This is a genomic window from Rathayibacter sp. AY1E6 (assembly GCF_002931115.1).
Classification (GTDB): domain Bacteria; phylum Actinomycetota; class Actinomycetes; order Actinomycetales; family Microbacteriaceae; genus Rathayibacter.
Genome location: NZ_PSVK01000002.1, coordinates 358,982 through 384,787, shown reverse-complemented (window position 1 = coordinate 384,787; position 25,806 = coordinate 358,982). Strand labels below are relative to the sequence as shown.

Sequence of the window (25,806 nt, the reverse complement as noted above, 5' to 3'; positions counted from 1 at the left end):
GGGGCCGGGAGGTCGGGCCTACTCCTCGCCGAGGAGGCGGGAGAGGTAGCGGGCGACGGCGCGCACCGCGGTGATGTTGCCGGAGTAGTCCATCCGGATCGGGCCGAGCACGCCCAGGCGCGAGACCTGGCCGCCCGCGGTGTTGTACCCGCTCGTGAGCACCGAGGTCTCCTGCAGCCCGAACGGCGCGTTCTCGCGGCCGATGCGCACCGAGATGCCCCGGGGGTCCGGGGTCATCTCGGCGAAGAGGCGCAGCAGCTCCACCTGCTCCTCGATCGCCTCGAGCACGGGGTAGATGCTGCCCGAGAAGTCCTCCTCGGTGCGGACGAGGTTCGCGGCGCCGGCCATGACCAGGCGGTCCTGCCGGTTGGCGCCGACCTGCTCGAGCAGGGTCTGCACGATCGGCGTCAGCACGTGGCGCCGCTCGGGGCTGAAGCGCTCCGCGACGGAGCCGAGCGTCTCGGCCGCCTGCTGGAGCCCGAGGCCCAGCACGGCCGTGTTGAGCTTCGCGCGGATCTCGCCGAGGAGCGCGTCGTCCACGTCCTCCGGGGTCTCGAGCACGCGCTGATCGACCCGGCCGGTGTCGGTGATCAGCACCGACAGGAGGCGGCGGGGAGCGAGGGCGACGAGCTCCACGTGGCGCAGCCGTGCGGCTCCGAACGACGGGTACTGCACGAGCGCGACGCTGTTGGTGAGCTGCGACAGCAGGCGGACGGTCTTGACCAGCACCTCGTCGAGGTCCGGGCTCTGCCCGAGGAACGTCTCGATCGCCTGGCGCTGCGCGGAGGTCAGCGGGCGCAGGTCGGCCAGCTGGTCGACGAAGAGGCGGTAGCCCTTGTCGGTCGGCACGCGTCCGGAGGACGTGTGCGGAGCCGCGATCAGCTCCTCCTCCTCCAGCTGGGCCATCTCGTTGCGGATGGTGGCGGCCGACACGCCGAACGCGTGGCGCTCCACGATCGACTTCGAGCCCACCGGCTCCCGGTTCGCCACGTAGTCCTGCACGATCACGCGCAGGACCTGGAGACCGCGCTCCGTGACCATACGACCGACCTCCCGCCGGACTCCGAGTGCCCGCGGGCACGACCGTCTGCGGCGCTGACGCCGCGCGGAGCCTGGCACTCCGCAACTCTGAGTGCCAATCATAACCGGGAGGCGGACCGCCCGGCGGGGTTGCGCGGGGATCGGCCGGGGTGCACTCCTGCAGGGCCGCGGGGAGGAGCCCCGTCATCCCCGAGGAGGAGGTCCCGCGCGGCCCGGTGCGCAGGGAGTCGCCGCATGCCACGATGGACGCCGAGCGCACGGGGGACGCCCGTCGCCGCCGCCGGAACGGAGACCATCATGTCGGCCACCCCTCCCCCGCCCCCCGTCTACGGGACCCCGGCTCCGCCGCTGAACCCGGCGGACGAGAAGACCTGGGCGATCGTCACGCACGTGACCGGGATCTTCTTCAGCTTCCTGCCCTCGCTGATCGTCTTCCTGGTCTTCAAGGGGCGCGGACCGTTCCTCGAGGCGCACGCCAAGACGGCCCTCAACTTCCACCTGACGACGCTGATCGCCTACGTCGCCGGGACGATCCTGTCCTTCGTGCTCGTCGGCTTCATCGTGTTCCTGGTCGTGCCGATCCTGGTGATCGTCTTCGCGATCATCGCCTCGGTGCGCGCCAGCGCGGGCGAGTACTACACGTACCCGCTCAGCATCCCGTTCTTCAAGTAGCCGCGGAACCGGGGCGGCCGTGCGTCGCCCGCCCCGGGATCCGGCCTCAGCCGTCGGTGAGTCGGCGCACGACCGCGTCGGCCAGCAGACGGCCGCGCAGGGTCAGCACGATCCGGCCGCCGAGCGCCGCCCGGCCGTCGACGAGGCCGTCGGCGATGAGCCCCGCCACCTCGCTGCGCCGATCGGCGTCGATCGCGTCGATGGGCAGCCCGTCCGCCAGGCGCGAGCGCAGCAGCACGTCCTCCACACGCCGCGTGCCCGCGTCGAGCGTCTCCCGCCCGGCAGCGGGCGAGGCACCGGTGCTCAGCCGGTCGGCGTAGGCCGCCGGGTGCTTCACGTTCCACCAGCGCACGCCTCCGACGTGGCTGTGCGCGCCGGGACCGACGCCCCACCAGTCGTGGCCGAGCCAGTACGAGAGGTTGTGCCGGGAGCGGTGGGCGTCGTCGCGGGCCCAGTTGCTGACCTCGTACCAGGAGTACCCGGCAGCGGCCAGGCGCGCGTCGGCGAGCTCGTACATGTCGGCCGTGAGGTCGTCGTCGGGGGTCGCGACTTCGCCGCGGCGGATCTGCCGGGCGAGCTTCGTGCCGTCCTCCACGATCAGGGCGTAGGCCGAGAGGTGGTCCGGCCGGTTGGCGAGCGCGGAGTCGAGCGACCGCTCCCAGTCGGCCAGGGACTCCCCCGGCGCGCCGTAGATGAGGTCGAGGCTGACCTGCAGGCCGGCCTCCCTCGCCCACTCGACCACGAGCGGGACCCGCTCCGGGTCGTGGGTGCGCTCGAGCGTGGCGAGGACGTGCGGCACGGCCGACTGCATCCCGAAGCTGACGCGGGTGAAGCCCGCCTCGGCCAGCGCGCGGAGGTAGGAGGCGTCGACGGAGTCCGGGTTCGCCTCGGTGGTGATCTCGGCGTCGGGCGCGACCCCGAAGTGAGTGCGGAGGCCGTCCAGCATCCGCACCAGGTCGCCGGCGGGCAGGAGGGTGGGCGTCCCGCCGCCGAAGAAGACCGTGCGGGCGGGGCGCCGGGGCAGGCCCGCGCGCTCGAGCACCTCGGCACCGAGAGCCATCTCGGTGATCGCCTCGTCGGCGTAGTCCTGCTGCTTCGCCCCGCGGAGCTCGGTCGCCGTGTAGGTGTTGAAGTCGCAGTACCCGCAGCGGACCCGGCAGAACGGCACGTGCACGTAGAGGCCGAGGTCGCGCTGCTCCACGCCGTCGACGACGGATGCGGGCAGTCCGCCGTCGAGCGGAGCAGGATCGGCGATCGGGAGGGCGCTCCCCACGTCAGCTGACGCGCGCCGGCAGCAGCGCGCGCAGGTACTTGGCGACCTGGTGCTTCTGCACGGCGCGCAGCACCGGCGCGCCCAGGCGGTAGAGACGGGTCGAGGGTCGCGAGAAGACCCGGATGACGAGCCAGACCGAGTCGTCCGCGCGCTTCTCGACGACGAAGGACTCCTCGCCGCTCTCGGGGTGGCCCTCGAGGGTGCCGTAGGCGAAGCCGACCTGGTCGGGCTCGTCGACGACGTAGACCACGCGGACCGGGGCGTCGACGACGCGGCCGAGCAGGGTCACGCGGAGCACGGCGGTCACGCCGGCGGTGATGTAGGGGGTGCCGTCGGGAGCGAAGTGCTCCTCCGTCGGCCGGCTGACGAGGTCGATCGGGGTGCCCGCCGCGTCGAAGTTGACGCCGGTGTACTGCACGCCGCTCCCGCTGGTGATGTCGGTCACCTCGATGCCGCTGCCGCGCTGCACGCCCCAGGTCATCAGGGAGGCGGTGGTGATGGCGAAGCGCTCGTCGCCCGAGCCGAGACGGGCCTCGAAGCGCTCGGCCGTGAAGCCGTCCGGCGGGTACTCGAGCAGGTCGGGTGCCAGAGTGCCGCCGACCGCCGCGTAGGTGACCTGCGGCTGGCCCTCGAAGTTGGAGCGGCGGATGCTCACGTCCCGACCTTCTTCCCGGACTCCTCGAGCGCGGCGCGCGTCGAGTCCGCGTGCCGGGTGGTGCTGTCCATCCGACCCAGCGTATCCGACCGTCGGCGTCCCGAGCCGGGAACGACCGAGGGCCCTCCCCCGCCGGAGCGGGAGGAGGGCCCTCGTCGTGGTGCGGGTCGGGTCAGCTGCAGGGAGTCAGCTTCGCGACGGCGTCGGACAGGGTGCCGGTGCCGCCGAGGAGGACGACGCTCGTCGCTCCGCCGGCCTTGATGTCCTGCAGCACCTTGACCGGCACGCAGGTCGGGGGCACGGCGAAGAGGGGGCTCCCCGTGCGCCCGGCGGCCGCGGCTCCCGCCAGGGCATCGGGGAAGTTCTCTCCGGTGGCCAGGAACACGGTCTTCGACCCGCGGGGGAAGGCCGCCAGGTTGAGCTGCTCCGAGGTGTCGTAGCGGTCGACCCCGCCGATGCGGTTGACGACCGGTCCGGCCGGCACCGTGAGGGAGTTCTGGATGCCGGCGCTGACCGACAGCTCGGATCCCGCGATGGTGAGCACCGGCGGCCGGAGCCGCGTCAGGATCCCGACAGTGGTCGGGTCGGCCGCCGGGAGGCCGCCGTTCACGAGGACGACGGGGGCGGAGTTCTTGCCCGCGGCGGCGGTGGCGCTGAGCGCGTCGGGGAACTTCTCGCCGGTCGCGAGCCAGGCCCCCTTCGGCGAGGTGCCGAAGGCGCTCTCGATGATCTTCCGCGACGTGTCGTAGCGGTCGGCGCCTCCGAGGCGGAAGACCCTCCCGTTCGCGTACTGGCCGAGGTCGGTCGCGAGGGCGTCGCTGACGCTGAGGTCGGAGCCGACGACGACGATCCGCTGGGGCTTGAGACGGGTGAGCTCGTCGCGCACGACCTGGCTCACCGAGTCGCGGTCGACCAGGAGGAGCGGGCCGCCCTGCTTCGCGGCGGCGGGACCGGCGCTGAGCGCGTCGGGGAAGTTCGCGCCGGTGGCGATGTAGACGACGGGGACGCCGGGGGTGTCGAAGGTCGCCTTCGAGATCTCGACCGCGGTGCCCTGGCGGTCGGTGCCCGCGAGGCGGGTCACCGTCGGACCGTTGCCAGGGGTCGGCCCGGTGGTCGGCGGAGTCGTCGACGCGACGACCCTGAGGGGCACCCGGACGACGAAGGCGGAGCCCGCCGGCTGCTCGACACCGCGGCCGGCTCCCGTGACGCGGATGGAGGGAGCGCCCGTGAGCGAAGTGTCGCCGAAGTTCTGGTACCGGTCGTAGAAGTCCTGGTTCGGCTTCACCGCGACCGACGAGCCGTCGTCGAGGACCTTAGCGGGGGCGGTGAGCGCCTGGGTGCCGTCCGTTCCGACGGTGGCCCGGACGGAGGTGCCGAAGAAGCCGGGCACGCCCGTCTCGACGACGACGACGTCGCCGGCGCCCGCGTCGGTCAGGCTGCCGCCGCCGGCCCAGAAGACGCCGTCGTGGCGGGTCGAGCTCGGAGTGGTCGCGGACAGGTCGACCACGGCCGCGTCCTCGCCGCTCGCCGGAGCGACGGTCAGGCCGGCGGTGACGCTGAGGTCGAAGCCCGTCGTGGACTCGAGCGCCGGGGGGACGTAGGCGTCGTCCGCCTGCGGCGCCTCCGCGGTGAGGTCGAGCCTCACCGCGGGCTGCTCGAACGAGCCCACCGTGCGCTCGAGCGGGATCTCGATGGTGTTGGCGGCGGCGTCTACAGCCGAGGAGCCCGACACGAAGTCGGCATCGCTGGTGCTGAGGCGCCAGTCCACGGTCTCGTACCCCGGGTGCGACCACTCCGTGAACCCGGCGGACGCGCTCGCGGCCGGGAGCTCGACGGTGATGGTCTCCGCGTCGGAGGAGACGGACAGGCCCTTCGCGACGCCGAACTGGTCGATGTCCTCCCAGACGAAGGGCGCGGGCGACGCCTGCACCTCACGGCTCGCGGCTGATGCGGGTGCGGCGGCGACGAGCGATCCCGCCGTCACCGCTGCGACGCCCAGCAGCGCCGCCCCCGATCTGATCCAGTGCTTCCTCGTGCGTGCAGAGTCCACGGGCTTCCCCCTTGATCGTGATGAGAGGGCCGACCGTCGACGCTCCAGCCCCCGAGCGGATCGTCCTCGATCCGCAGCCGCGTCCAGCGCTCGAAAGCTACCTGGGAAGTGATCGGCGCCGCAATGGCCCCTCACCGCAGGTCCCCTCTCGGGGGGTGCGCCTCCGCTGGAGGAGTCCTACTTCTTGTCCTTGGTCTCGACGTCGCCCGAGAGCGCGGCGATGAACGCCTCCTGGGGGACCTCGACGCGGCCGACCATCTTCATCCGCTTCTTGCCCTCCTTCTGCTTCTCGAGGAGCTTGCGCTTGCGGGTGATGTCGCCGCCGTAGCACTTGGCCAGGACGTCCTTGCGCATCGCGCTGATCGACTCGCGGGCGATGATCCGGGCGCCGATGGCGGCCTGGATCGGCACCTCGAACTGCTGACGCGGGATCAGCTTGCGCAGGCGCCCCGTCATCAGCACGCCGTAGGCGTAGGCCTTCTCCCGGTGCACGATCGCGCTGAACGCGTCGACCTGCTCGCCCTGCAGCAGGATGTCGACCTTCACGAGGTCGGCCTCCTGCGAGCCGGCGGGCTCGTAGTCGAGCGAGGCGTAGCCGGCGGTCTTGGACTTGAGGTTGTCGAAGAAGTCGAAGACGATCTCGCCGAGGGGCATGTGGTAGCGGATCTCGACCCGGTCCTCGCCCAGGTACTCCATGCCGATCAGGGTCCCGCGGCGGCTCTGGCAGAGCTCCATGATCGTGCCGACGTAGTCCTTCGGCGCGAGGATCGCGGCCTTGACGATCGGCTCCGTGACAGCGGCGATCTTCCCGACGGGGAACTCGCTCGGGTTCGTGACGGTGACGGTCTTCTTGTCCTCCGTCGAGACCTCGTAGATGACCGAGGGCGCCGTGGTGATGAGGTCGAGACCGAACTCGCGCTGCAGGCGCTCGGTGATGATCTCGAGGTGCAGGAGGCCGAGGAAGCCGCAGCGGAAGCCGAAGCCGAGCGCCACCGACGTCTCGGGCTCGTAGACGAGCGCCGCGTCCGAGAGCTTGAGCTTGTCGAGGGCCTCGCGCAGGTCCGGGTAGTCGCTGCCGTCGATCGGGTACAGGCCCGAGAAGACCATCGGGAGCGGCTCGGTGTAGCCGGGCAGCGCCTGCGTCGCGGGCTTGGACGCCGTGGTGACGGTGTCGCCGACCTTCGACTGGCGCACGTCCTTCACACCGGTGATCAGGTATCCCACCTCGCCGACCGCGAGACCCTGCGTCGCGACGGGCTCCGGGCTCGACACGCCGATCTCGAGGATCTCGTGCGTGGCGCGGGTCGACATCATCTGGATCTTCTCGCGCGGCGAGAGCTTGCCGTCGATCATCCGGACGTAGGTGACGACCCCGCGGTAGGCGTCGTACACGGAGTCGAAGATCATGGCGCGCGCAGGGGCGGATGGGTCGCCGACCGGCGGCGGGATGAGCTCGGTGACGCGGTCGAGCAGCGCCTCGACGCCCATGCCGGTCTTGCCGGAGACGCGGAGGACGTCGTCCGGGTCGCCGCCGATGAGGCTCGCGAGCTCCTTCGCGTACTTCTCGGGGTCCGCGGCCGGCAGGTCGATCTTGTTGAGGACCGGGATGATCGTGAGGTCGTTCTCGAGCGCGAGGTAGAGGTTCGCGAGCGTCTGGGCCTCGATGCCCTGCGCCGCGTCGACCAGGAGGATCGCGCCCTCGCAGGCCGCCAGCGAGCGGCTGACCTCGTAGGAGAAGTCGACGTGGCCCGGAGTGTCGATCATGTTCAGGGCGAACGTGCGCCCGTCGCGCTCCCACGGCATCCGCACGGCCTGCGACTTGATCGTGATGCCGCGCTCGCGCTCGATGTCCATGCGGTCGAGGTACTGCGCGCGCATCGCCCGGTCCTCGACGACACCCGTGATGCCGAGCATCCGGTCGGCGAGGGTGGACTTGCCGTGGTCGATGTGGGCGATGATGCAGAAGTTGCGGATGGACGCCGGATCGGTCGCGGCGGGCTCGAGCCCGGAGTGTGCACGTGGAGACATCGTGGGACCAGTGTCCCATGCCCGGCGGCGGAGGCCGGGACCGGCGGCTACAGATCGAATCCGTAGGTGCGGGTGGGCTCGACGCCGGGCGGGTTCTCCCGCTCGCCGAGGCGGACGAAGCCCATGCTCTCGTAGAGGGCGTGCGCGGTGGTCATCAGCGTGCCGCTGTTCATCACGACCCGCTGGAGGCCCCGCTCGGCGGCGAGCATCACGACGAACTCGGTGAGCAGCCGCCCGAGACCCCGCCCACGTGCCTCCGGGGCGACGGCGAGCAGCCGCCAGTCCAGCTCGCCGGGACGCCCGAGCTCGTACAGGTTCGCGCCCGGGCGCGCGGTGGTGACCGTGGCGAGGATCCGCCCGTCGCCCTCGACGGCGACCCAGACCTCGCCCTCGACGTCGTGCCGGGCGACCGCGGCGACGTCGGCGGCGTACTCCTCCCCCAGCTCGTAGTCGTGGGCGTAGGCGGCGAGCCGCAGGCGCGAGACCTCGTCGTACTCCTGGGCCCGGACGCGCCGGACCAGCACCTCGGCGGCGCTCATCCGCGCACCGGGGCCGGGAGAGCGCGCAGCCCGTGCTCCAGCGCCGCGGGGTCAGCGGCGAGGCAGACGCGGATCCAGCCCTCGCCGGTGCGGCCGAAGGCGCTGCCGGGAGCGACGGCGACGAGGGTCTCGAGGAGGAACGACTCGACCCAGGAGGCGACGTCCCCTCCGGTCGCGTGCGCCATGTCGATCCACAGGTAGAACGCGCCCTCGGGCTCGCGGTAGGCGATGCCCCGCTCGTCGAGCACGCCCGTCGCGAGCCGCAGGTTGGCGAGGTAGTGGTCGGAGGCGGCGGCCACCGCGTCCTGCGGCCCGGTCAGAGCGGCGAGGGCGGCGCGCTGGTCCGGAGTGGCGACGCAGCTGATCGCCGCCTCCTGCACCGTGACCATGATCGACGTGAAGCCGGGAGGCGTCACGAGGTAGCCGACGCGGACGCCGGTCATCGCGTAGGTCTTCGAGAAGGAGAAGACGCTGAGGACGCGGTCGGCGTCGTCCCCGCGCTCCTGCGCGATCGCCGCGAGGCTCACGTGCGGGCGCCCGTAGGTGAAGTACTCGTAGACCTCGTCGCTGAGCACCCACAGGTCGTGGCGCCGGGCGATGTCGAGCAGGCGCTCGAGGACCTCCCTCGGGAACACCACGCCGAGCGGGTTGGACGGGCTGTTGACGATCAGGACGCGGGTCCGGTCGGTGATCAGGCGCTCGACCTCCTCGGGATCGGGGAGGAAGGCGTCCTCAGCGCGCAGCGTGTACGGCACGGGGACGGCGCCGATGGTCCGCGCGTTGGTCGTGAAGACGGTGTAGCCCGGGTCGGGGATGAGCACCTCGTCGCCGGGCCCGAGCAGGAGCGTCATCGCCTGGTGCAGCGCCTGCGTGGCGCCGACGGTCACCCAGACCTGCTCTACGTCCGCCTCGATGCCGTTGTCTCGTGCCAGCTTCTCGACGATGGCGCGCCGGAGCTCGGGGACTCCGCCGTTGGGCCCGTAGCGGGTGTCGTCGGCCGCCCACGCCGCCCGTGCCGCCTCGATGATGTGCGGCGCGGTCGGCACGTCGGGCTCGCCCACCGCGAGGAGGGTGACTCCGTCGAGCCGCAGCGCGATCTCGAACAGGTGGCGGATGCCCGAGGGCGGCACCGCGGAGAGGTGATCGGCGAGACGGGGCACCGGCGTCACGTTACCGGCGGGCCCGGACCGCGAGACGCCACGGCGGTCCGCCTCCCCCGGCGTGTCGCCCCGGCGGCCCCGACCCGGACGGCGCCGCACCCGCGGGCGCGGCGCGGTTGAAGGGTGACGACGGGTGCGCTAAAGTTCCTTGTTGGCTTGCGCTCCCCCTCCGGACACCCGGCAGGCGTGGAGTGATCAGAAGCCGGCGACCTCCAGTCGCACCGCAGGGCGTTCAGACGCCCGCGGAAGGGGCACTCCGTCGAGTAGCCGGCTGCACACACGCACATCCGAGAAGAAGGTAATCCACGTGGCAAACATCAAGTCGCAGATCAAGCGCAACCTCACCAACAAGAAGGCGAACGAGCGCAACAAGGCCGTCAAGAGCGAGCTGAAGACCGCCATCCGCTCGGTCCACACCGCCATCGCCGCCGGCGACACCGAGAAGGCCGGCACCGCCCTCGCCTTCGCCGCCAAGAAGCTCGACAAGGCCGCCAGCAAGGGCGTCATCCACAAGAACCAGGCCGCGAACCGCAAGTCGGCCATCGCGAAGCAGGTCGCCGCGCTGTAGTACTGCGCGAAGCTGCAACGACGAAGGGTCCGGCCTCTGGCCGGGCCCTTCGTCGTTTCCGCTTCGCGGTCGACGGGCTCCTCGTGCCTCGTCGGCCGTTGCGCGGTCGGCTTACAGGGGTGGTCGCGGTGGGAGGAGCGGGTTTCGTTCCGGGTACGACGATCCGCTCGCACGCGGGTCGCCGGTGACCCTGCGAGGTCGACGGGCGACGCTTCGTCGTCCATCGGACGTGGCGCGGTCGGGTCTCATGACGGTCGCGGTGGGAGGAGCGGGGAGCGTTCAAGGTACGACGATCCGCTCGCACGCGGATCGCCGGTGACCCGCACCGATCTCGACGGGCTCCTCGTGCCTCGTCGCCCGTCGCGCAGTCGGCTTCCGCGCATGGTCACGGTGGGAGGAGCGGGTTCCGTTCCGGGTACGACGATCCGCTGACACGCGGGTCGCCGGTGACCCTGCGGGGTCGTCGTCCGACTCTTCGTCGGCCGCGGTGCGACCCTGCGAGGGGAGGTGATCCCCTCACTGCTGGTCGAGTAGCCGCGGAGCGGCGGGTCGAGACCCGCCGGGGACGAGGTCGGTGCTGATCGCGGGAGCAGGGCCTTTCGGGCGGGTCAGAGGCCCCGGGCGGAGACGACGGAGACCATGCGCTCGAGGGCGTACACGGGGTCGCGGGTGGCGCCCTTCACGTTCGCGTCGGCGTCGGCGACCGTCAGGATCGCGGTGCCGAGGCCCTCGCCGGTCCAGCCCTGCAGGTCGCGCCGGGCCCGGTCCACCTGCCACGGAGCGAGGCCCAGACGCGAGGCGACCTGGCCCGAGCCCTCGCGCGAGCCGGCGACCTTCGCCATGGTCCGCAGCTTGCTCGCGAACGCGGCGACGATCGGTACCGGGTCGGCACCGGAGGCGAGGGCGTGGCGGAGCCCGAGCAGCGCCTCGCCGTGACGGCCCGCGATCGCCGAGTCGGCGACGGTGAAGGCCGTGGTCTCGACGCGGCCGCCGTAGTACTTCGCGACGGTCGCCTCGGTGATCTCGCCGGTGACGTCGGACAGCAGCTGCTGGCACGCCGACGCGAGCTCGTCGAGGTCGTCGGAGAAGGCAGACACCAGGGCTCGGACGGCACCGGTGGTCGCCGTGCGGCCGGCGGTGCGGAACTCGGCGATCGCGAAGTCGACCTTGTCGCTCTCGCGCTTGAGCTCGGCGCAGACGATCTCGATGCCGCCGCCCGTGCCCGAGCGGATGGCGTCGAGGAGCTTCTTGCCCCGGTTGCCGCCGCCGTGGCGGAGCACCAGGGTCGCCCCGTCCGCGGGCGCCGAGAGGTAGTCGAGGGTCTCGAGGAGGAACGCGTCCGTGCACTTCTCGACGTTCGAGACGCGGATGAGGCGGGGCTCGTCGAAGAGGGACGGGCTCGCGAGCGTCAGCAGCTCCCCCGGCGCGTAGCCGCCGGCGTCGATGTCGCTGACCTCGAGGCTCGGGTCCTCGGCCCGGAGGAACTCGCGGAGGAAGCGCAGCGCGCGGTCGGCGAGGAACTGCTCCGGGCCGGTGATCAGCACGATCGGCGCCGGCCGGGTCTGGTTCCAGGCGAGCTGCGGGATCGCCGCCTTCGAGGGCGCTGCCTTCGCGCGCGCCGGGGCCCTGCCTGCCATGCCGTGTCCTTCCGTGCCGCGCCCGTCCGAGCGCCCTCCACCCTACGGCCCGCTCACGGCGCCCCGAGGCCGCCGCGGGAGCCGTCGCGCCGCTCACCCAGACCGCGATCCCGTCGCTGCGGGACGCGAGCACGACCGTACCCTCGACATCCGACCTCAGCGCCTCGACCCCGCGCTCGGCCAGCAGAGCGAGGAGCGACGGATTCGGATGCCCGTAGTCGTTCTCCGCCCCGACGGAGATCAGCCCGACGCTCGCGCCGAGCGCGTCGTAGAGGGCGGGCGACTGGTCGGCGGAGCCGTGATGCGCGACCTTGACGACGTCGACCCGGCCGACCGGCAGTCGGGAGACGCGCCCCTGCTCCTGCTCGCCGAGGTCGCCCAGGAGTGCGACGGAGAGCGGGCCGCCGCGGGCGTCCGCGCCGATGTCGACCCGGAGGGTCACGCTCGCCTCGTTGCCCCGCAGCGCGCTCCGCCGCTCCGGCCACTCGACCCGCCAGCGCAGCGAGCCGAGCGCGCCGCTGTCGCCGCGGACCGCCTCCTGCACGGCGACCCCGGCGCCGGTGAGCGCCGCCCGGTCGCGCTCGTCGTCGCGGCCCGCGGCGGGCCCGACGAGCGCGGCATCGGTCCGTCCGAGGACGGCGTGGAGCCCGCCGACGTGGTCGAGGTCGTAGTGAGTGAGCACCAGCAGCGGGATCCGGTCCACTCCCATCAGGCGGAGGCAGGCCTCGAGCGGTGCGGGCTCGGGCCCCGTGTCGACGAGCAGCACGCCCGCGTCTCCGCGGAGGAGGACCGCGTCGCCCTGCCCGACGTCGCACATCGCGACACGCCAGTCCTCGGGAACCGAGGCGGCGCGGAGGAGCGGCGTGGCGACGGTGGTGCCGCCGGCGGCCGCGATCGCGCACGCCAGCCCGACGGCGGCGATCCGGCGCACCCGCGCGAGCCGCGGCGACTGCGTGACGAGCACGAGGGCGAGCAGGGTCAGCACGGTGAGCGCGAGCGCTCCTCCCACGCCGGGCCACCAGGCGATCCTCGGAGCGGGCCACGAGTCGACGGCGCGGGCGATCGAGGCGATCCACCAGGCGGGAACGGCGGCGAGACGGATCGCCGCGTCGGCGGCTCCGGGCCACCAGGGAGCGAGCAGGCAGCCGACGAGCCCGAGCCCGGTCGCGGCGGGTGCCGCGGGCTCGGCGAGCAGGTTGGCGAGCACCCCGTACACCGGCACCGACGGGTCCACGAGCAGCAGCACGGGCTGGCAGGCGAGCTGCGCCGCGGTCGGCACCGCGAGCAGCAGGGCGAGAGGCCGGGGCAGCACCCGCCCGAGAGCGCCCGCGATCGGCTCGGCGAGCAGCAGGAGTCCGGCGGTGGCGAGGACGGACAGCACGAAGCCGAGCCTCCCCGCGATCGAGGGGTCGGCGGCCACGAGGAGGACGACGGTCGCGAGCAGAGCGGGCACGGCCGCTCCGGAGCGACGCCCGAGCCGCGCGAGGAGGACCACCGTCGCCATCACGGCGGCCCGCACCACGCTCGGCTCGGGGGTCACCAGCACGACGAAGCCGGCGAGCAGGGCGAGGGCGGCGACGGTCCGGAGGCGGCGCCCGGCGCCGAGGAGCGCCGCGATCGTCCAGCCGGCGACCACCACCACGGCGCAGTTGGCGCCCGAGACGGCGGTCAGGTGGGTGAGCGACGCGGTGCGCATCGCCTCCTCGAGCCCCGCGTCGAGCGCGGACGTGTCGCCGGTCGCGAGGCCCGGCAGCAGCCCCGCCACATCGCCGCCGACCAGCGCCGCGCGTTCGAGGAAGCGCGAGCGCAGCACCTCCGCGACGGCCGCCGCTCCCCCGGGACCGTGCCGGTCCTGAACGGACGCCGCCCTCAGCATCGTCGCCTCGCCGACGGGCGCCTCCTGCGCCGCAGCACGCGCCTCCAGGTCGAGCTCGGCGCCCACCGGCAGCCGACCGCCGGGATCGGCGAGCAGCACGCGGACGGGGGCCGCGGTCGACGCGTCTCCCACCCGCAGCGCCGTCGCGTCGAACCACACTCCCCCGGTCGCGAGCGGTCGGGCACCCGTGTCGACGCGCACGGTGACCGGGGTGAGGGCGCGATCCTCCTGTGCCTGCCGCAGCGACGCCGGGTGGTCACCGGGCGCCGCGGCGACGACGGAGGTGAGGGCGAGGGCGGCACCCGCGCCCCCGACGAGCACCGCTCCGACCAGCCGCCCGCCGAGGCCGCGCCGGAGCAGGACGCACGCCGCCCCGAGCAGCACCCAGCCCGCGGCGCACCACGAGAGGCCCCCGTCGAGCACTGCCGCGACCGGCAGCATCCCGGCCGCCCACGCGGTGGTCCAGGCGGCCACCGCTGCCGGCAGGAGCCGCAGGTCCGCCGCCCGCACGCTCCTCACGGCGCGACCTGGTCGCGGAACGCGGCGAGCGTCTTCTCGCCGATCCCGGGGACCTCGAGCAGCTGGTCGACAGAGGAGAACGGGCCGTTCGCCTCCCGGTGGGCGACGATCTTCTTCGCGGTCGCCGGGCCGATCTCGGGCAGCTCCTCCAGCTGGGCCGCCGTCGCCGTGCTCAGGCTCAGCACGGATCCGGCGGCGGAGGCCCCTCCTGGAGCGGCCCCGCCCGGAGCCGCTCCCGCCGCGGCCGGCGCCGCTCCCACGGCCGGCACGACGATCTGCTCGCCGTCCACGAGCCTCCGGGCCAGGTTGACCGCCGCGCGCTCCGCCGACTCCTGGAACCCTCCGGCGGCGGCGACCGCGTCCGCCACCCGCGCCTCCGGCGACAGGACGTACAGCCCGGGAGAGGCGACCTCCCCGGCCACGTGCACGTACAGCGACTCGACCACCGCAGCAGCGGGCGCGCTCGTCGATACGGCGGGCTCCAGGACCCGCTCATGACCGCTCGACCGTGCTCCCGCGAGCAGCACCGCGACCACCGCGGCGCCGATGACGAGCACGACCGCCGCTCCCACTCCCACGCGCCAGCGCGGGCGGGAGCGCCGAGGCCGCAGCAGCGCCGTCAGCTGCTCGTCGTCCGTCCCGCTGGTCTCTGGCATCCGCCGACGGTAGGACCCGTGTCCCCGCCCGGAGCGGCCGCCGACGCCGATCCGGGGAGAGCCCGCCGGATCGCCTCCCTGTGGAGGAGAGGGCAGCACCGGCGCAGAACGCACGACGGGGCCCCTCCCGCGAGAGGAGGAGCCCCGTCGGGACGGATCGGCGGCTAGACCGCCTTCGTCACCAGGTTCACCAGGCGCGGCGCCCGCACGATCGCCTTCACGACCTCGCGGCCGACGAGAGCCCGGGCGACGCCGGCCGTGGCCCGCGCCTTCTCCTCGAGCTCGTCGGAGGAGATCTTCGGCGAGACCTCGAGCCGGTCGCGGACCTTGCCGTCGACCTGCAGGATCGCCGTGACCTTCTCCTCGACCAGCAGCGACGGGTCGGCCTTGCGCCACAGCGCGTGCGCGACGGTGCCCTCGTAGCCCAGGCGGTGCCACATGTCCTCCGCCGTGTACGGCGCGAACAGGTTGAGGGCCATCGCGACCACCTCGACCGCCTCGCGGACCGCGGGGTCCCCGGCCCCGGCGCCCGAGTCGACGACCTTGCGGGTCGCGTTGACGAGCTCCATCAGCCGCGCGACCACGACGTTGAACTTGAACGCCTCGATCAGCGACGGGGACTCCGCGAGGAAGCGGTGGGTCTGGCGGCGCAGAGCCGCGTCGCCCGACTTCCACTCGACGTCGGGCCTCGAGGTGACGTCCTTCGCCAGGCGCCAGGCGCGGGCGAGGAACTTCGCGCTGCCGCCGGGCGAGACGTCGGCCCAGTCGATGTCGTCCTCGGGCGGGCCGGCGAACGCCATCGTCAGGCGCACGGCGTCGACGCCGAACTCGTCCAGCTGGTCCGAGAGGCGGACGATGTTGCCCTTCGACTTGGACATCGCCGCGCCGTCCATCTGCACCATGCCCTGGTTCAGCAGCGCCGTGAACGGCTCCGTGAACGACACGTAGCCCAGGTCGAACAGCACCTTGGTGATGAAGCGCGCGTACAGCAGGTGCAGGATCGCGTGCGTCACGCCCCCGACGTACTGGTCGACGGGCGCCCACTTCTCGGCGAGCTTCGGATCGAAGGCCTGCGTGTCGTCCTTCGGCGAGAGGAAGCGGAGGAAGTACCACGAGGAGTCGACGAAGGTGTCCATCGTGTCCGGGTCGCGGCGGGCGGGCGAGCCGTCCACCGGGTGCGGCACGTTCACCCAGTCCTCCGCCGCTCCGAGCGGCGACGAGCCCTTCGGCTGCAGGTCGAGACCGTCGGTGGAGGGCAGGACGACGGGCAGCTGGTCCTCGGGAACCGGCACGAGCTCGCCGTCGGCTCCGTGGATGATCGGGATGGGGGTGCCCCAGTAGCGCTGACGCGAGATCAGCCAGTCGCGCAGGCGGTAGTTCTTGGCCGAGCGGCCGCGGCCGCGCTCCTCGAGCATCCTGATGACGCGCTCGATGGCGGTGCGCTTGGAGAGCCCGTCGAGCGGCCCGGAGTTGATCAGGCGGCCGTCGCCGGTCAGCGCCTCGCCGGTCGTGGCGGGGTCGAGCGAGTACTCCTTCTCGAGCGCGGCCAGCTCCTCCGGGTCCTCCGGGATGACCGGGATCGCCCCGGTGACGGACGCGTTGGTGTCGACGACCACGCGCACGGGCAGGTCGAAGGCGCGGGCGAAGTCGAGGTCGCGCTGGTCGTGCGCGGGCACGGCCATGACGGCTCCGTGGCCGTAGTCCGAGAGGACGTAGTCGGCGGCCCAGATCGGCAGCCGCTCGCCGTTCACGGGGTTCACCGCGTAGCGGCCGAGGAACACGCCGGTCTTGGGGCGGTCGGCGGTCAGGCGCTCGATCTCGCTCGACTTCTGCACCGTCTCGAGGTAGCTGCGGAACGCGTCGCGGATCGCGGGCTCGGAGCCCTCGACCAGCTCGGAGGCGAGGTCGGAGTCGGGCGCGACGACCATGAAGGTCGCCCCGTAGAGCGTGTCGGGGCGCGTGGTGAAGACGGTGACGCGCTCGTCGCGGCCCTCGATCTCGAACTCGACGTCGGCGCCGATGGAGCGGCCGATCCAGTTGCGCTGCATGGCGATGACCTTCGACGGCCAGGAGCCCTCGAGCTGGTTCAGGTCGTCGAGCAGCCGGTCGGCGTAGTCGGTGATCTTGAAGTACCACTGCGTGAGCTTCTTCTTGACCACGACCGCGCCGGAGCGCTCGGAGGTGCCGTCCGCCAGGACCTGCTCGTTCGCCAGGACCGTCTGGTCCACCGGGTCCCAGTTGACCCAGCTGTCCTTGCGGTAGGCGAGGCCCTTCTCGTACATCTTGAGGAACAGCCACTGGTTCCACTTGTAGTACTCGGGGTCGGAGGTGTGCAGCACGCGGTCCCAGTCGAAGGACGCGGCGTAGCGCTTCATCGAGCGCTTCTGCTGCTCGATGTTGTCGTAGGTCCAGGTGACCGGGTTCAGCCCGCGCTTGATCGCGGCGTTCTCGGCGGGCAGGCCGAAGCTGTCCCAGCCGATCGGGTGGAGGACGTTGAAGCCCTGCTGGCGCCAGTAGCGCGCGATCACGTCTCCGAGCGCGTACGCCTCGGCGTGGCCCATGTGCAGGTCGCCCGAGGGGTACGGGAACATGTCGAGCACGTACTTGCGGGGGCGCTTGTCGTCGGGGTCGTCCGTCGCGAACGGGCGCGTCTCCTCCCAGATCGGGAGCCACTTCTCCTGGAGCGCTCGGAAGTCGTAGCGCTCCTCGTCGCTCGCGCCGGTCTGCCGGGAGGTGTCTTCTGCCACAGGTGCTTCTCACTTCTGAAGGAGGGGGAGAACGCGCACGCGTGGGCGGCTGCGTTCGACCATCAACCCTACTGGCCCTGCGCGCACGGCAGACGAACGCGGCGCCCGCTCACTCCTCGGCGGCGCCCAGCACCGCGAGGAGCGCCCGCGCCTTCAGCCGCGTCTCCTCGACCTCCTCCTCCGGCACCGAGAGGGCGGTGATGCCGCCGCCGGTCCCCAGGCGGGCGCGCTCGCCGTCGAGCACGAGGGTGCGGATGGTCATCGCGAGGTCCAGCGAGCCGTCCGAGCCCAGGCGGCCGAAGGCGCCGGAGTAGACGCCGCGGGGACCGCCCTCCCACTCCCGCAGCAGCTCCACCGCCCGGCGCTTGGGCGCTCCCGTCATCGAGCCGGCCGGGAAGAGGGCCGCGATCAGCTCGGCGATCCCGACGCCCGGCGCGCGGCGGGCCGAGACCTCGCTGACCAGCTGGTGGACGTGCGGGTAGCTCTCCACCTCGAGCAGGCGGTCGACGACGACGGAGCCGGGGGCGGCGATCCGGGCGAGGTCGTTGCGGACGAGGTCCACGATCATCACGTTCTCGGCCCGCTCCTTCACGCTCGACACGAGCTCGTCCCGGAGCGCGCGGTCCTCGTCGGCGTCCCAGCCCCGGGGGCGCGTGCCCTTGATGGGATGCGTGGCGACGCGTCCATCGGCCCCGCCGGTGAGGAACCGCTCGGGCGAGGCGCTGACGAGCGCGAGCGGGCCGAGGCGGATCAGCCCGCCGTGATGGCTCGGGCTGGAGCGGCGGAGGCGACGGTACGCCTCGACCGGATCGAACCGGCCCTCGACGACGATCTCGTCGGTGAGGCAGAGCTGGTAGGCGTCCCCCGCGCGGATGGCCTCCTGGCAGCGGCCGATCAGCGCCGTGTACTCGGCGGCGGAGTGGCGGCGGACCGGGACGCCGGCGGGCTCGGGATCCGCGGGGTCCGCGGGTGCGGGCGCCCCGACGAGCTCGAGCAGGCGCGCGGTGAGCTCCTGCACGTCTCCCGTGGCGACCAGGCGGACGGTCCGGGCCCCGTGGTCGAACTCGAGCACGGGGTCGCCCCGGAGCAGGGCGAGGGCCGGCGGATCCGCGGGGCCGGTCGGCGCCGAGGGCAGGGAGACGGAGGCTGCTCCCGCCTCGTAGGAGATCCAGCCGTAGCGGCCGAGCGCGCGGTCGCCCGCCGGGGCCTCGTCGTCGACCGCGGCGAGCGCCGCCGCCACGTCGCCGCCGGCCTCGACGAGGAGCACGTCCCCGCGGGCGCACGCGCCGAGGTAGGAGCGGCCGCTCGTCGCTCCGAGGCCCGAGTCCAGCCAGAACGACGCCTCGGCCGTGGCGAACAGGGCGTGGTGCGCGAGCTCCGGATCGACCCAGGGCAGCTCGATCGAGCGGACGTGCCGATCCTCCGAGACCACTGGGCTAGCGTAGGCGGTCGTGGACGGCGAGCAGGTTCGGGAGTGGGACGGGCGGGCCCTGACGAGTGTTCCCGAGCCGCCCGGCACCTCCCTGGACGCGGCCGACTCCTGGCTGGTGGACGAGGGACGCGTCCGCGGGCTCGACCTGCACCGCGAGCGGTTCGCCGCCTCCGTCGCTTCGGCGGGCGGGCACCCGGACGTCGAGCCTTTCCTCCACGCCGCGATCGCCGCCCTGCCCCGCGAGGGCCGGTCCTTCCCGCGCGTCGAGCTCTCGGGAGGCGCCCTGCGGCTCCGGCTGCGACCCGCCCCGCCGACGACCCGCTCGGTGGTGCTGTGGACGAGCCCCGTGGATCCGCGCCGGACACCGTCCTGGAAGGGGCCGGACATCGCACGTCTCGCCCTCCTGCGGACGCGCGCGCACGCCGCGGGAGCGGACGAGGCCGTGCTGCTCGACGCCGAGGGCGCCGTCATCGACGGAGCGAGCAGCGCGATCCTGTGGTGGCTGGGCGACGCGCTGGTCGTCCCTCCGGCGACGAGCACCCGCGTGCGCAGCGTGACGGCTCGCACCGTCTCGGTGCTCGCCGGCGCGCTCGGCGTGGACGTGATCGAGGCCCCGGCCGAGCCGGAGTCGCTCGAGGGCCGTGAGGTCTGGACGGCCAACGCCCTGCACGGTCTGCGGCTGGCGACCGCCTGGGCGGACGGACCGGCGCTCGCCGCGGAGAACCCGCAGAAGCCCCTGTCCTCCTCCGAGGAGGCGCCGACCGGCCTCGCTCCCGCGAGCGAGTCGCCCGAGGCCGCCCAGCAGACCGCCCGCGCGGCCGTCAGCTACTACAACGCCCTCGTCGGCGGCGAGGAGCTGGCCGCCGGACAGCGGATCGTCTCGGGCACGAACGGCTACTCGTTCCGGATGCAGACCGACGGCAACGCGGTGGTCTACGACCCGCAGGGCCGCCCCACCTTCGCGACGAACACCCAGGGCCGCGGCGACCACCTGGTCATGCAGACCGACGGCAACATGGTCGTCTACTCCGCCAAGGGCGGCCCCGTGTGGAGCACGAACACGATCAACGAAGCGGGCGCCTCGGTGATCATGCAGCCCGACGGCAACCTCGTCGTCTACCGCGAGAACAGCTCGCCCGCCTGGGCGAGCAGCGTCCGCCGCGTCATCGCCGAGCCGGTGACCGACACGCTGTTCACGGAGCAGACCCTCCGCCCCGTCCACCAGCTCACCTCCGCCGACGGCCGCTTCAGCGCCGTCATGCAGAACGACGGCAACTTCGTCGGCTACGGCCCCCAGGGCGCCGTCTGGGGCACCGGCACCGGCGGCTCCGGCAACCGCATCACCATGCAGAAGGACGGCAACGCCGTCGTCTACGGCTCCGACGGCTCCGTCAAGTGGTTCTCGGGCACGCGCGGCAAGGACCTCCGCCTGGGCATCAACAACGCCGGCTCGCTGATCATCGTGAACCCGTCCGACGACGTGATCTGGACCAGCCAGGCCGCCTTCCCCTCGACCACCCTCTACGCGGCGAACTCGCTCGAGGCGGGCAGCTTCCTCCGCTCCGCGAACGGCGTCTACCGAGCGGTGATGCAGGCGGACGGCAACTTCGTCGTCTACGGCAAGAACGGCCCGATCTGGGCGTCGAAGACCACCCGCGCAGGCGGCTTCTTCGCCCTCGACACCAGCGGGCAGATCGCCGTGGGCACCGAGACGACGAGCGGATGGTCGGTCGTCCCGCCCGCCGCGTCGGTCGGCCCCTACAAGCTCGTCATGCAGGACGACGGCAACCTCGTCGAGTACGACAGCCGCCGCGCGGTCTGGGCCAGCCGCGGCTGACGCCCCTCCGCCACGACGCCCCCTGGTCCCCGGACCGGGGGGCGTCGTCGTCTCCCCCGCCGTGGGACGATTCCCCCGACCCCGCCGCCCTCCCCGACAGGACCCCTGCGATGACGCACCTCCCCTCCGGCCGCTCCCTGACCGCCTCCCTCTCGGCGCTCGCCGCCACGGGCGCGCTCCTGCTGGGCTCGCTGCCCGCCGCCGCGGTCGAGGCCCCGCCCTCGGCGTCCTCCGCCGTCGCCTCCGCCGCGGTCCTCCGTGCCGGCGAGCAGCTCGCGCGCGGCGAGCGCCTGGTGTCCCCCGACGGCGCCTCCTCCCTCGTGATGCAGACCGACGGCAACGCCGTGGTCTACGCCGCCGGCGGCCGTCCCACCTGGGCCTCGGGCACGCAGGGGCGCGGCGACAGCCTGCGGATGCAGGACGACGGCAACCTCGTCGTGTACGCCGCGGACGGGCGCCCGGTCTGGGCGAGCGGCACGGTGGCCGACCCCGGCGGCGAGCTGCGGATGCAGGACGACGGCAATCTCGTCATCTACCGCCGCAGCGGCTCGGCCGCGTGGGCCAGCAGCATCGGCGGCCGGATCGACGAGCCGCGCACCGACACCCTCCGCCGCGGCAGCACCCTCTACGCGGGGAACCGGCTCGCCACCCCGGGAGGCACCACGGCGGTGATGCAGGCGGACGGCAACCTCGTCGTCTACGGGCAGGGCGGGGCTCTCTGGGCGAGCGGCACCCGCGGCCGGGGCAACGTCCTCCGGATGCAGGACGACGGGAACGCCGTGGTCTACACCGCGGACGGCGCGCCCGTCTGGGCCTCGGACACGTCCGGCGAGCCGGGCGCCACGATGGTCCTCCGCGAGGGCGATCTCCGGATCGCGGACGACTCCGGCGTCCTCTGGAGCAGTGCTGCGCTCGTCGTGCGCGACTCGCTCTCCCCGAGCGGCCTCGTCGTCGCGGGCACGCGGCTGACCTCGGCGAGCGGGCAGTGGCGGGCCGAGATGCAGCGCGACGGCAACTTCGTCGTCTACGGGCCGAACGGCGCGGACTGGGCGACGAACACCTCCTCCGCCTCCGGCGCCGCCTTCTCGATGAGCTCCGAGGGCCGGCTCGACGTGGCCGACTCCCGGATCCTCTGGCTGCGGTTCCCGAGGATCTCCTTCGGCATCGGCCAGAGCGGCGTCGTCGCGCCCTACCGCCTCGTGCTGCAGGACGACGGCCGCCTCGTCGAGTACGACGGCATCGGACGGGCCGTCTGGGCCAGCAGGGGCTGACGCGCGACGCATGATGGAGGGGTGAGCGACCCCGGCGACTTCATCCGCTCGGCCCTGGAGTACGAGGGCGACGTCTGGCGCGCGCAGGACGTGCGCGAGCGCCTGGGATCAGGGCTCGACTCGACGGGCGCCTCGGTCGGGGCGGTCCGCGGCACCGTCCGCGACGCGCTGAGGAAGTTCCGCTCGCTCGAGCACGACGACGTGACCGCCCTCTCCTCCGAGCTGTGGGAGCAGGCGGTGTTCGAGCCGCGGCTGGCGGCCGTCGTGCTGCTGCAGTCCCGAGCCGAGTGGCTGCGCGGCTCCGACCTCACCCGGCTCGAGGGCTTCGTCCGCGACTCCCGCGTGGACGAGCTGAGCGACCCGCTGGCCCGCGACGTCGTCGCTCCGCTCCTGGCCGGGCTGCGCGGTGCGGCGCGGACCCGGGCGGACGCGGTCCTCGACCGCTGGGAGGCGGAGGGCGGGCGCCTGGCGCGCGCGGCCTCCCTGGCGCGGGCCTCGGTCCGGACGGAGCACGGCTGAACGGCCGCTCAGACCGACCGCCCCGCGGAGCCGGACGCCTGCTCAGGCGGCCCGGTACTCCTGAGCAACCGTGCCGTCCGCCACCCGGATCCGCGTGTCGAACTCCAGGCCCGGATCGACCCGGTGCGCGATCAGGACCACCGTCCGCCCCTCGGCGGCGCGGAGCAGATCCCCGAGCAGGGCGTCGGCCACGGGAGCGTCCACCGACGCCGTCGGCTCGTCCAGCACCAGGACGCGGAAATCGGCCAGGAGTGCGCGTGCGAGGGCGATCCGCTGAGCCTGGCCGCCCGAGACGAGCGAGCCCCGCTCCCCCACCCGCGCGTCGAGCCCGCCGCGTGCAGCGACCCAGGGCCCGAGCCCGACCCGCTCGAGCACCGCCTCGAGCACGGCGCCATCGGCCTCGGGCCGCGCGAAGAGGAGGTTCTGCCGGATCGTGTCGTCGAAGAGGTACGGCTGCTGCTCCACGAGTCCGACCCGCTTCCGCACCTCCGCCTGCGGCAGCGTCCGCGCCTCGACCCCGCCCAGGAGGTAGCTGCCGGAGTGGTCGAGGAAGCGCACCAGAGCGTGCGCGAGCGTCGTCTTCCCGGAGCCGCTGCCGCCGGTGACGAGGACGCGCGCACCCTCCGGCAGGTCGAGCGAGACGCCCCGCAGCGCGGGCGTGTGCGCGCCGGGCCAGCTCACCGACAGGTCGCGCAGGACGATGCCGGCGCCCCGGGGAGCCGGGGCGTCCGGGTCCACGTCCGCGTCGGTCGCGAGCGCCGGCGACGCCGCCTCGGCGTCCAGATCGGCCAGGCGCTGAGCGCTCGAGAGCGCGGTTCGCGCCGCCTGCACAGCGAGCGGCGCGGCGGCGGCGACCTCGAACACCGCGAGCGGCACGAGCGCGACGACTCCCAGCGCCGGACCGCCGAGGTCGCCGATCACCGGGATCCCGAGCACGAGGCCCGCCCAGACCGCACCGCCCGAGCAGAGGGCGAGGACGGCCGCGGCCAGTCCGGTGGAGGCCGCCCGTCGACGCGCCGCCCGGGCGAGCGACTCCTCCGCGCGTGCCACGTCCGCCAGAGCGTCGCTCGCCGCATCGAAGGCGATGAGCACGTCGAGGCGGGTGACCAGCAGGTTGAGGCGCTCGGCGAGCTCCCCGCGCAGCGGCGCCAGCTCGCGGTCCGCCTGCGCGGAGAGCCGGCCGGCGCCCAGAGCCCCGCCGGCGAAGGCGAGGACGAGCAGCGCCAGCAGCACGGCGCCCATCGCCGGCAGCAGCAGCCAGACGCCGACCACGGAGACCGCAGCGACCAGCGCCGCGACGACCAGCGGCTGCACGACGCGCAGCGGCACGTCCTGCTGGGCGTCGACGTCCGCCACCACCCGGGAGACCAGGTCGCCGCGGCGCACGCGGCCCAGCCCGTCCGGCGCGACCGGCACCAGGCGCTCGTAGACGCCCGCCCGGAGCTCCGCGAGCGCGCGGAAGGCGGCGTCGTGGCCGGTCAGCCGCTCGAGGTAGCGGAAGAAGGCCCGCGCCAGCGCGAACGCCCGCACGCCCACGACGGCCATGGAGAGGAACAGGATCGGCGGCTGCTCGGCCGCGCGGACGATCAGCCAGGCCGAGCAGGCCAGCAGCGCCACGACGGCCGAGGAGGAGAGCAGCCCGAAGGACAGACCCGGCAGGAAGCGGCGCGGCCCGGGCATCGCGGCGCGGAGGACGTCGGAGCGGTTCACCTCGCGACCGCCCCCGCCGGCGCCAGGGCGATCACGGCGTCGGCCGCCGCGACGGTCGCCGGCCGGTGGCTGGCGACGACGACGATCGTCCCGCTCTCCGCCAGCGTCCGGAGTCCGGCGAGCAGCGCCCGCTCGGACTCCTCGTCGAGGGCGGCGGTCGGCTCGTCCAGGGCCAGCACCGCGCACCCGCGCTCGAGCAGGCGGTGCACAGCGCGGGCGACGGCGACACGGGCGCTCTGCCCGCCCGAGAGGCCCGTCCCCTCGGCGTCGAGCCGACGCTCGGGGTCCACGTCGACCGCGGCGATCGCCAGGGCCCGCCGCACGCGCTCGGGGTCCGGCGAGAGTGCTCCGAGCCCGACGGCGGAGGCGACGCTCCCCGGGAGCAGGTCGGGCCGCTGGCCCGCCCAGGCGAGCGTCGACCGCAGATCCGCGACCGGCGACCCGCCGAGCAGCAGCGTGCCCGAGAAGGGCACGAAGCCCGCGAGCGCGGCGAGCAGCGTCGACTTCCCGGACCCGCTGGGCCCGGTCACCGCGGTGATCGACCCGACGGGGAGCACCGCGTCGACAGGAGCGAGCGTCCGCCCGCGTCCGTCGTCGACCGCGAGACCCCGCAGCTCGAGCGCCCCCGTCGCCGCCGGAGCCTTCCCGCGAGGGGGCAGGGCCGCCGCGCACTCGAGGACGGCGAAGGCGCGGTCCGCCGCCTGCACCCCGTCGGCCGCCGCATGGAACTCGGCACCGACCTGGCGCACCGGCAGGAACACGTCCGGCGCCAGCACCAGGACGAACAGCCCGACGGCCAGCCCCAGCGAGCCGTCGACGAGCCGCAGCCCGATCGAGACGGCGACCAGTGCGACCGAGAGCGAGCCGGCGAGCTCCAGCACGAAGCCGCTGACGAAGGTCACTCGCAGCACCTTCATCGTGTGCACGCGGTAGTCCTCGGTCAGCGCGCGGATCCGCGTCGCCTGCCGCTCGGCCCGCCCGAAGATCTTGAGCGTCGCGAGGCCGCCGACGGTGTCGACGAAGCCGGACGCGAGGGCCTGCAGCCGCTCCCACTGCCGCGCCTGCACGGCCTGGGTCGCCCAGCCGATCAGCACCATGAACACCGGGATGAGCGGCAGGGTCACCACCAGGAACACCGCGCTGAGCGGATCGGCGAGGAAGACCACGAGCGTCAGGAGCGGCGTCGCCACCGCGGTGGCGATCAGCTGCGGGAGGTAGCGGGCGAAGTAGCCGTCGAGGGAGTCCAGTCCGCCACCCAGCAGCGCGACGACCCCGCCCGAGCCCCCTTCGGAGCGGCCCGCCGGGCCGAGCTCGACCAGTGCGGCGAGGACCGCCTGCCGCAGCTGCGCCTTCGCTCCTGCTCCTCCGCGCACCGCGTTCACCTCGGTCGCCCAGGCGAGAGCCGCCCGCGCCGCGACGACCGCGAGCAGGGCGGCCAGCAGCGGCGCGAGATCGTCGGCGCTCCTCCCGTCGACCGCACCGGCCACCAGCTGCGCCACGAGCCACGCGAAGGCGACGATCGCCAGGGTCCTCGCCAGCGCGAGCACCCCGCCGAGCAGGAGGAACACGCGGGCCGCCCGGGCGTAGCGGAGCAGGCGCGGATCGAGGGGCTTCAC

General features: G+C 73.6%; 18 protein-coding genes and 1 pseudogene. 5 read left to right on the top strand and 14 right to left on the bottom strand.

Going from position 1 to position 25,806, the window contains the following annotated elements; genetic code table 11:
* Positions 1-18: 18 nt before the first annotated feature.
* Positions 19-1,041: a heat-inducible transcriptional repressor HrcA gene (hrcA, locus tag C5C46_RS03490; RefSeq protein WP_104223131.1), complete on the bottom strand. Its 1,023-nt coding sequence runs from the start codon at positions 1,039-1,041 to the stop codon at positions 19-21.
* 234 nt (positions 1,042-1,275) lie between these two features.
* Here hrcA and C5C46_RS03485 point away from each other — a divergent pair, with 234 nt between their 5' ends.
* Positions 1,276-1,713, top strand: a complete 438-nt coding sequence (locus C5C46_RS03485) for a DUF4870 domain-containing protein (protein ID WP_244229439.1) — start codon at positions 1,276-1,278, stop codon at positions 1,711-1,713.
* 46 nt (positions 1,714-1,759) lie between these two features.
* Here C5C46_RS03485 and hemW read toward each other — a convergent pair whose 3' ends face one another.
* From hemW to C5C46_RS03455, 6 genes are all read right to left on the bottom strand, one after another.
* A complete protein-coding gene (hemW, locus tag C5C46_RS03480; protein WP_104225649.1) occupies positions 1,760-2,986 on the bottom strand; it encodes a radical SAM family heme chaperone HemW in 1,227 nt (408 codons plus the stop codon).
* A gap of 1 nt (position 2,987) precedes the next feature.
* Positions 2,988-3,641, bottom strand: coding sequence for a DUF1990 family protein (locus tag C5C46_RS03475; protein WP_258059300.1), 654 nt, complete (start codon positions 3,639-3,641; stop codon positions 2,988-2,990).
* Between the two features lie 172 nt (positions 3,642-3,813).
* Positions 3,814-5,691 (bottom strand): cell wall-binding repeat-containing protein, encoded by a 1,878-nt coding sequence (locus C5C46_RS03470; RefSeq protein ID WP_146078927.1) that lies wholly within the window; start codon positions 5,689-5,691, stop codon positions 3,814-3,816.
* A 177-nt stretch (positions 5,692-5,868) separates the two neighbouring features.
* Entirely contained in the window at positions 5,869-7,719 is a 1,851-nt protein-coding gene (lepA, locus tag C5C46_RS03465; protein WP_104223127.1) for a translation elongation factor 4, read from the bottom strand.
* A 47-nt stretch (positions 7,720-7,766) separates the two neighbouring features.
* Positions 7,767-8,258 carry a GNAT family N-acetyltransferase gene (locus tag C5C46_RS03460; protein WP_104225647.1) on the bottom strand — a complete coding sequence of 164 codons (492 nt, stop codon included), beginning with the start codon at positions 8,256-8,258 and terminating at the stop codon, positions 7,767-7,769.
* A complete protein-coding gene (locus C5C46_RS03455; protein WP_104225646.1) occupies positions 8,255-9,418 on the bottom strand; it encodes a pyridoxal phosphate-dependent aminotransferase in 1,164 nt (387 codons plus the stop codon). Before C5C46_RS03455 ends, C5C46_RS03460 begins: the two co-directional genes overlap by 4 nt.
* Positions 9,419-9,725: 307 nt before the next feature.
* On the opposite strand from C5C46_RS03455, the gene rpsT reads away from it, so the two are divergent.
* Positions 9,726-9,986: a 30S ribosomal protein S20 gene (rpsT, locus tag C5C46_RS03450; protein ID WP_097165711.1), complete on the top strand. Its 261-nt coding sequence runs from the start codon at positions 9,726-9,728 to the stop codon at positions 9,984-9,986.
* Positions 9,987-10,594: 608 nt separating this feature from the next.
* On the opposite strand, the gene holA is transcribed toward rpsT, so the two are convergent.
* The 5 genes and pseudogenes from holA to C5C46_RS03415 all read right to left on the bottom strand — a co-directional run bounded on the left by holA (position 10,595) and on the right by C5C46_RS03415 (position 18,853).
* Complete coding sequence (gene holA, locus C5C46_RS03445; RefSeq protein ID WP_104225645.1) at positions 10,595-11,623, bottom strand: DNA polymerase III subunit delta; 1,029 nt, start codon at positions 11,621-11,623, stop codon at positions 10,595-10,597.
* Positions 11,624-12,191: 568 nt separating this feature from the next.
* Positions 12,192-13,319, bottom strand: a pseudogene (locus C5C46_RS17410) (ComEC/Rec2 family competence protein); the annotation flags it as partial.
* A gap of 695 nt (positions 13,320-14,014) precedes the next feature.
* Positions 14,015-14,674, bottom strand: coding sequence for a ComEA family DNA-binding protein (locus C5C46_RS03425; protein ID WP_104225643.1), 660 nt, complete (start codon positions 14,672-14,674; stop codon positions 14,015-14,017).
* A 164-nt stretch (positions 14,675-14,838) separates the two neighbouring features.
* Positions 14,839-17,421, bottom strand: a complete 2,583-nt coding sequence (gene leuS / locus C5C46_RS03420) for a leucine--tRNA ligase (RefSeq protein WP_104225642.1) — start codon at positions 17,419-17,421, stop codon at positions 14,839-14,841.
* 109 nt (positions 17,422-17,530) lie between these two features.
* Entirely contained in the window at positions 17,531-18,853 is a 1,323-nt protein-coding gene (locus tag C5C46_RS03415; protein ID WP_104225641.1) for an anthranilate synthase component I family protein, read from the bottom strand.
* A 19-nt stretch (positions 18,854-18,872) separates the two neighbouring features.
* Here C5C46_RS03415 and C5C46_RS03410 point away from each other — a divergent pair, with 19 nt between their 5' ends.
* From C5C46_RS03410 to C5C46_RS03400, 3 genes are all read left to right on the top strand, one after another.
* The gene (locus tag C5C46_RS03410; RefSeq protein WP_104225640.1) at positions 18,873-20,690 is read left to right on the top strand and encodes an aminotransferase class IV; all 1,818 of its coding nucleotides are present in this window, start codon (positions 18,873-18,875) and stop codon (positions 20,688-20,690) included.
* A gap of 110 nt (positions 20,691-20,800) precedes the next feature.
* Positions 20,801-21,961, top strand: a complete 1,161-nt coding sequence (locus C5C46_RS16535) for a hypothetical protein (RefSeq protein ID WP_181136483.1) — start codon at positions 20,801-20,803, stop codon at positions 21,959-21,961.
* Positions 21,962-21,982: 21 nt separating this feature from the next.
* Entirely contained in the window at positions 21,983-22,480 is a 498-nt protein-coding gene (locus tag C5C46_RS03400) for a DNA alkylation repair protein (protein WP_104225639.1), read from the top strand.
* Between the two features lie 42 nt (positions 22,481-22,522).
* On the opposite strand, the gene cydC is transcribed toward C5C46_RS03400, so the two are convergent.
* On the bottom strand, positions 22,523-24,190 hold the full coding sequence (gene cydC / locus C5C46_RS03395) for a thiol reductant ABC exporter subunit CydC (RefSeq protein ID WP_104225638.1): 1,668 nt from the start codon (positions 24,188-24,190) through the stop codon (positions 22,523-22,525).
* Positions 24,187-25,806, bottom strand: a complete 1,620-nt coding sequence (gene cydD, locus C5C46_RS03390; protein ID WP_104225637.1) for a thiol reductant ABC exporter subunit CydD — start codon at positions 25,804-25,806, stop codon at positions 24,187-24,189. The genes cydC and cydD overlap by 4 nt, the downstream gene beginning before the upstream one ends.

Coding starts and splice junctions, on each gene's coding strand:
- holA (WP_104225645.1), bottom strand. CDS start 11,623: ATGGCAGGCAGGGCCCCGGCGCGCGCGAAGGCAGCGCCCTCGAAGGCG.
- C5C46_RS03485 (WP_244229439.1), top strand. CDS start 1,276: ATGCCACGATGGACGCCGAGCGCACGGGGGACGCCCGTCGCCGCCGCC.
- C5C46_RS03460 (WP_104225647.1), bottom strand. CDS start 8,258: ATGAGCGCCGCCGAGGTGCTGGTCCGGCGCGTCCGGGCCCAGGAGTAC.
- hrcA (WP_104223131.1), bottom strand. CDS start 1,041: ATGGTCACGGAGCGCGGTCTCCAGGTCCTGCGCGTGATCGTGCAGGAC.
- lepA (WP_104223127.1), bottom strand. CDS start 7,719: ATGTCTCCACGTGCACACTCCGGGCTCGAGCCCGCCGCGACCGATCCG.
- C5C46_RS03425 (WP_104225643.1), bottom strand. CDS start 14,674: ATGCCAGAGACCAGCGGGACGGACGACGAGCAGCTGACGGCGCTGCTG.
- C5C46_RS16535 (WP_181136483.1), top strand. CDS start 20,801: ATGACGCACCTCCCCTCCGGCCGCTCCCTGACCGCCTCCCTCTCGGCG.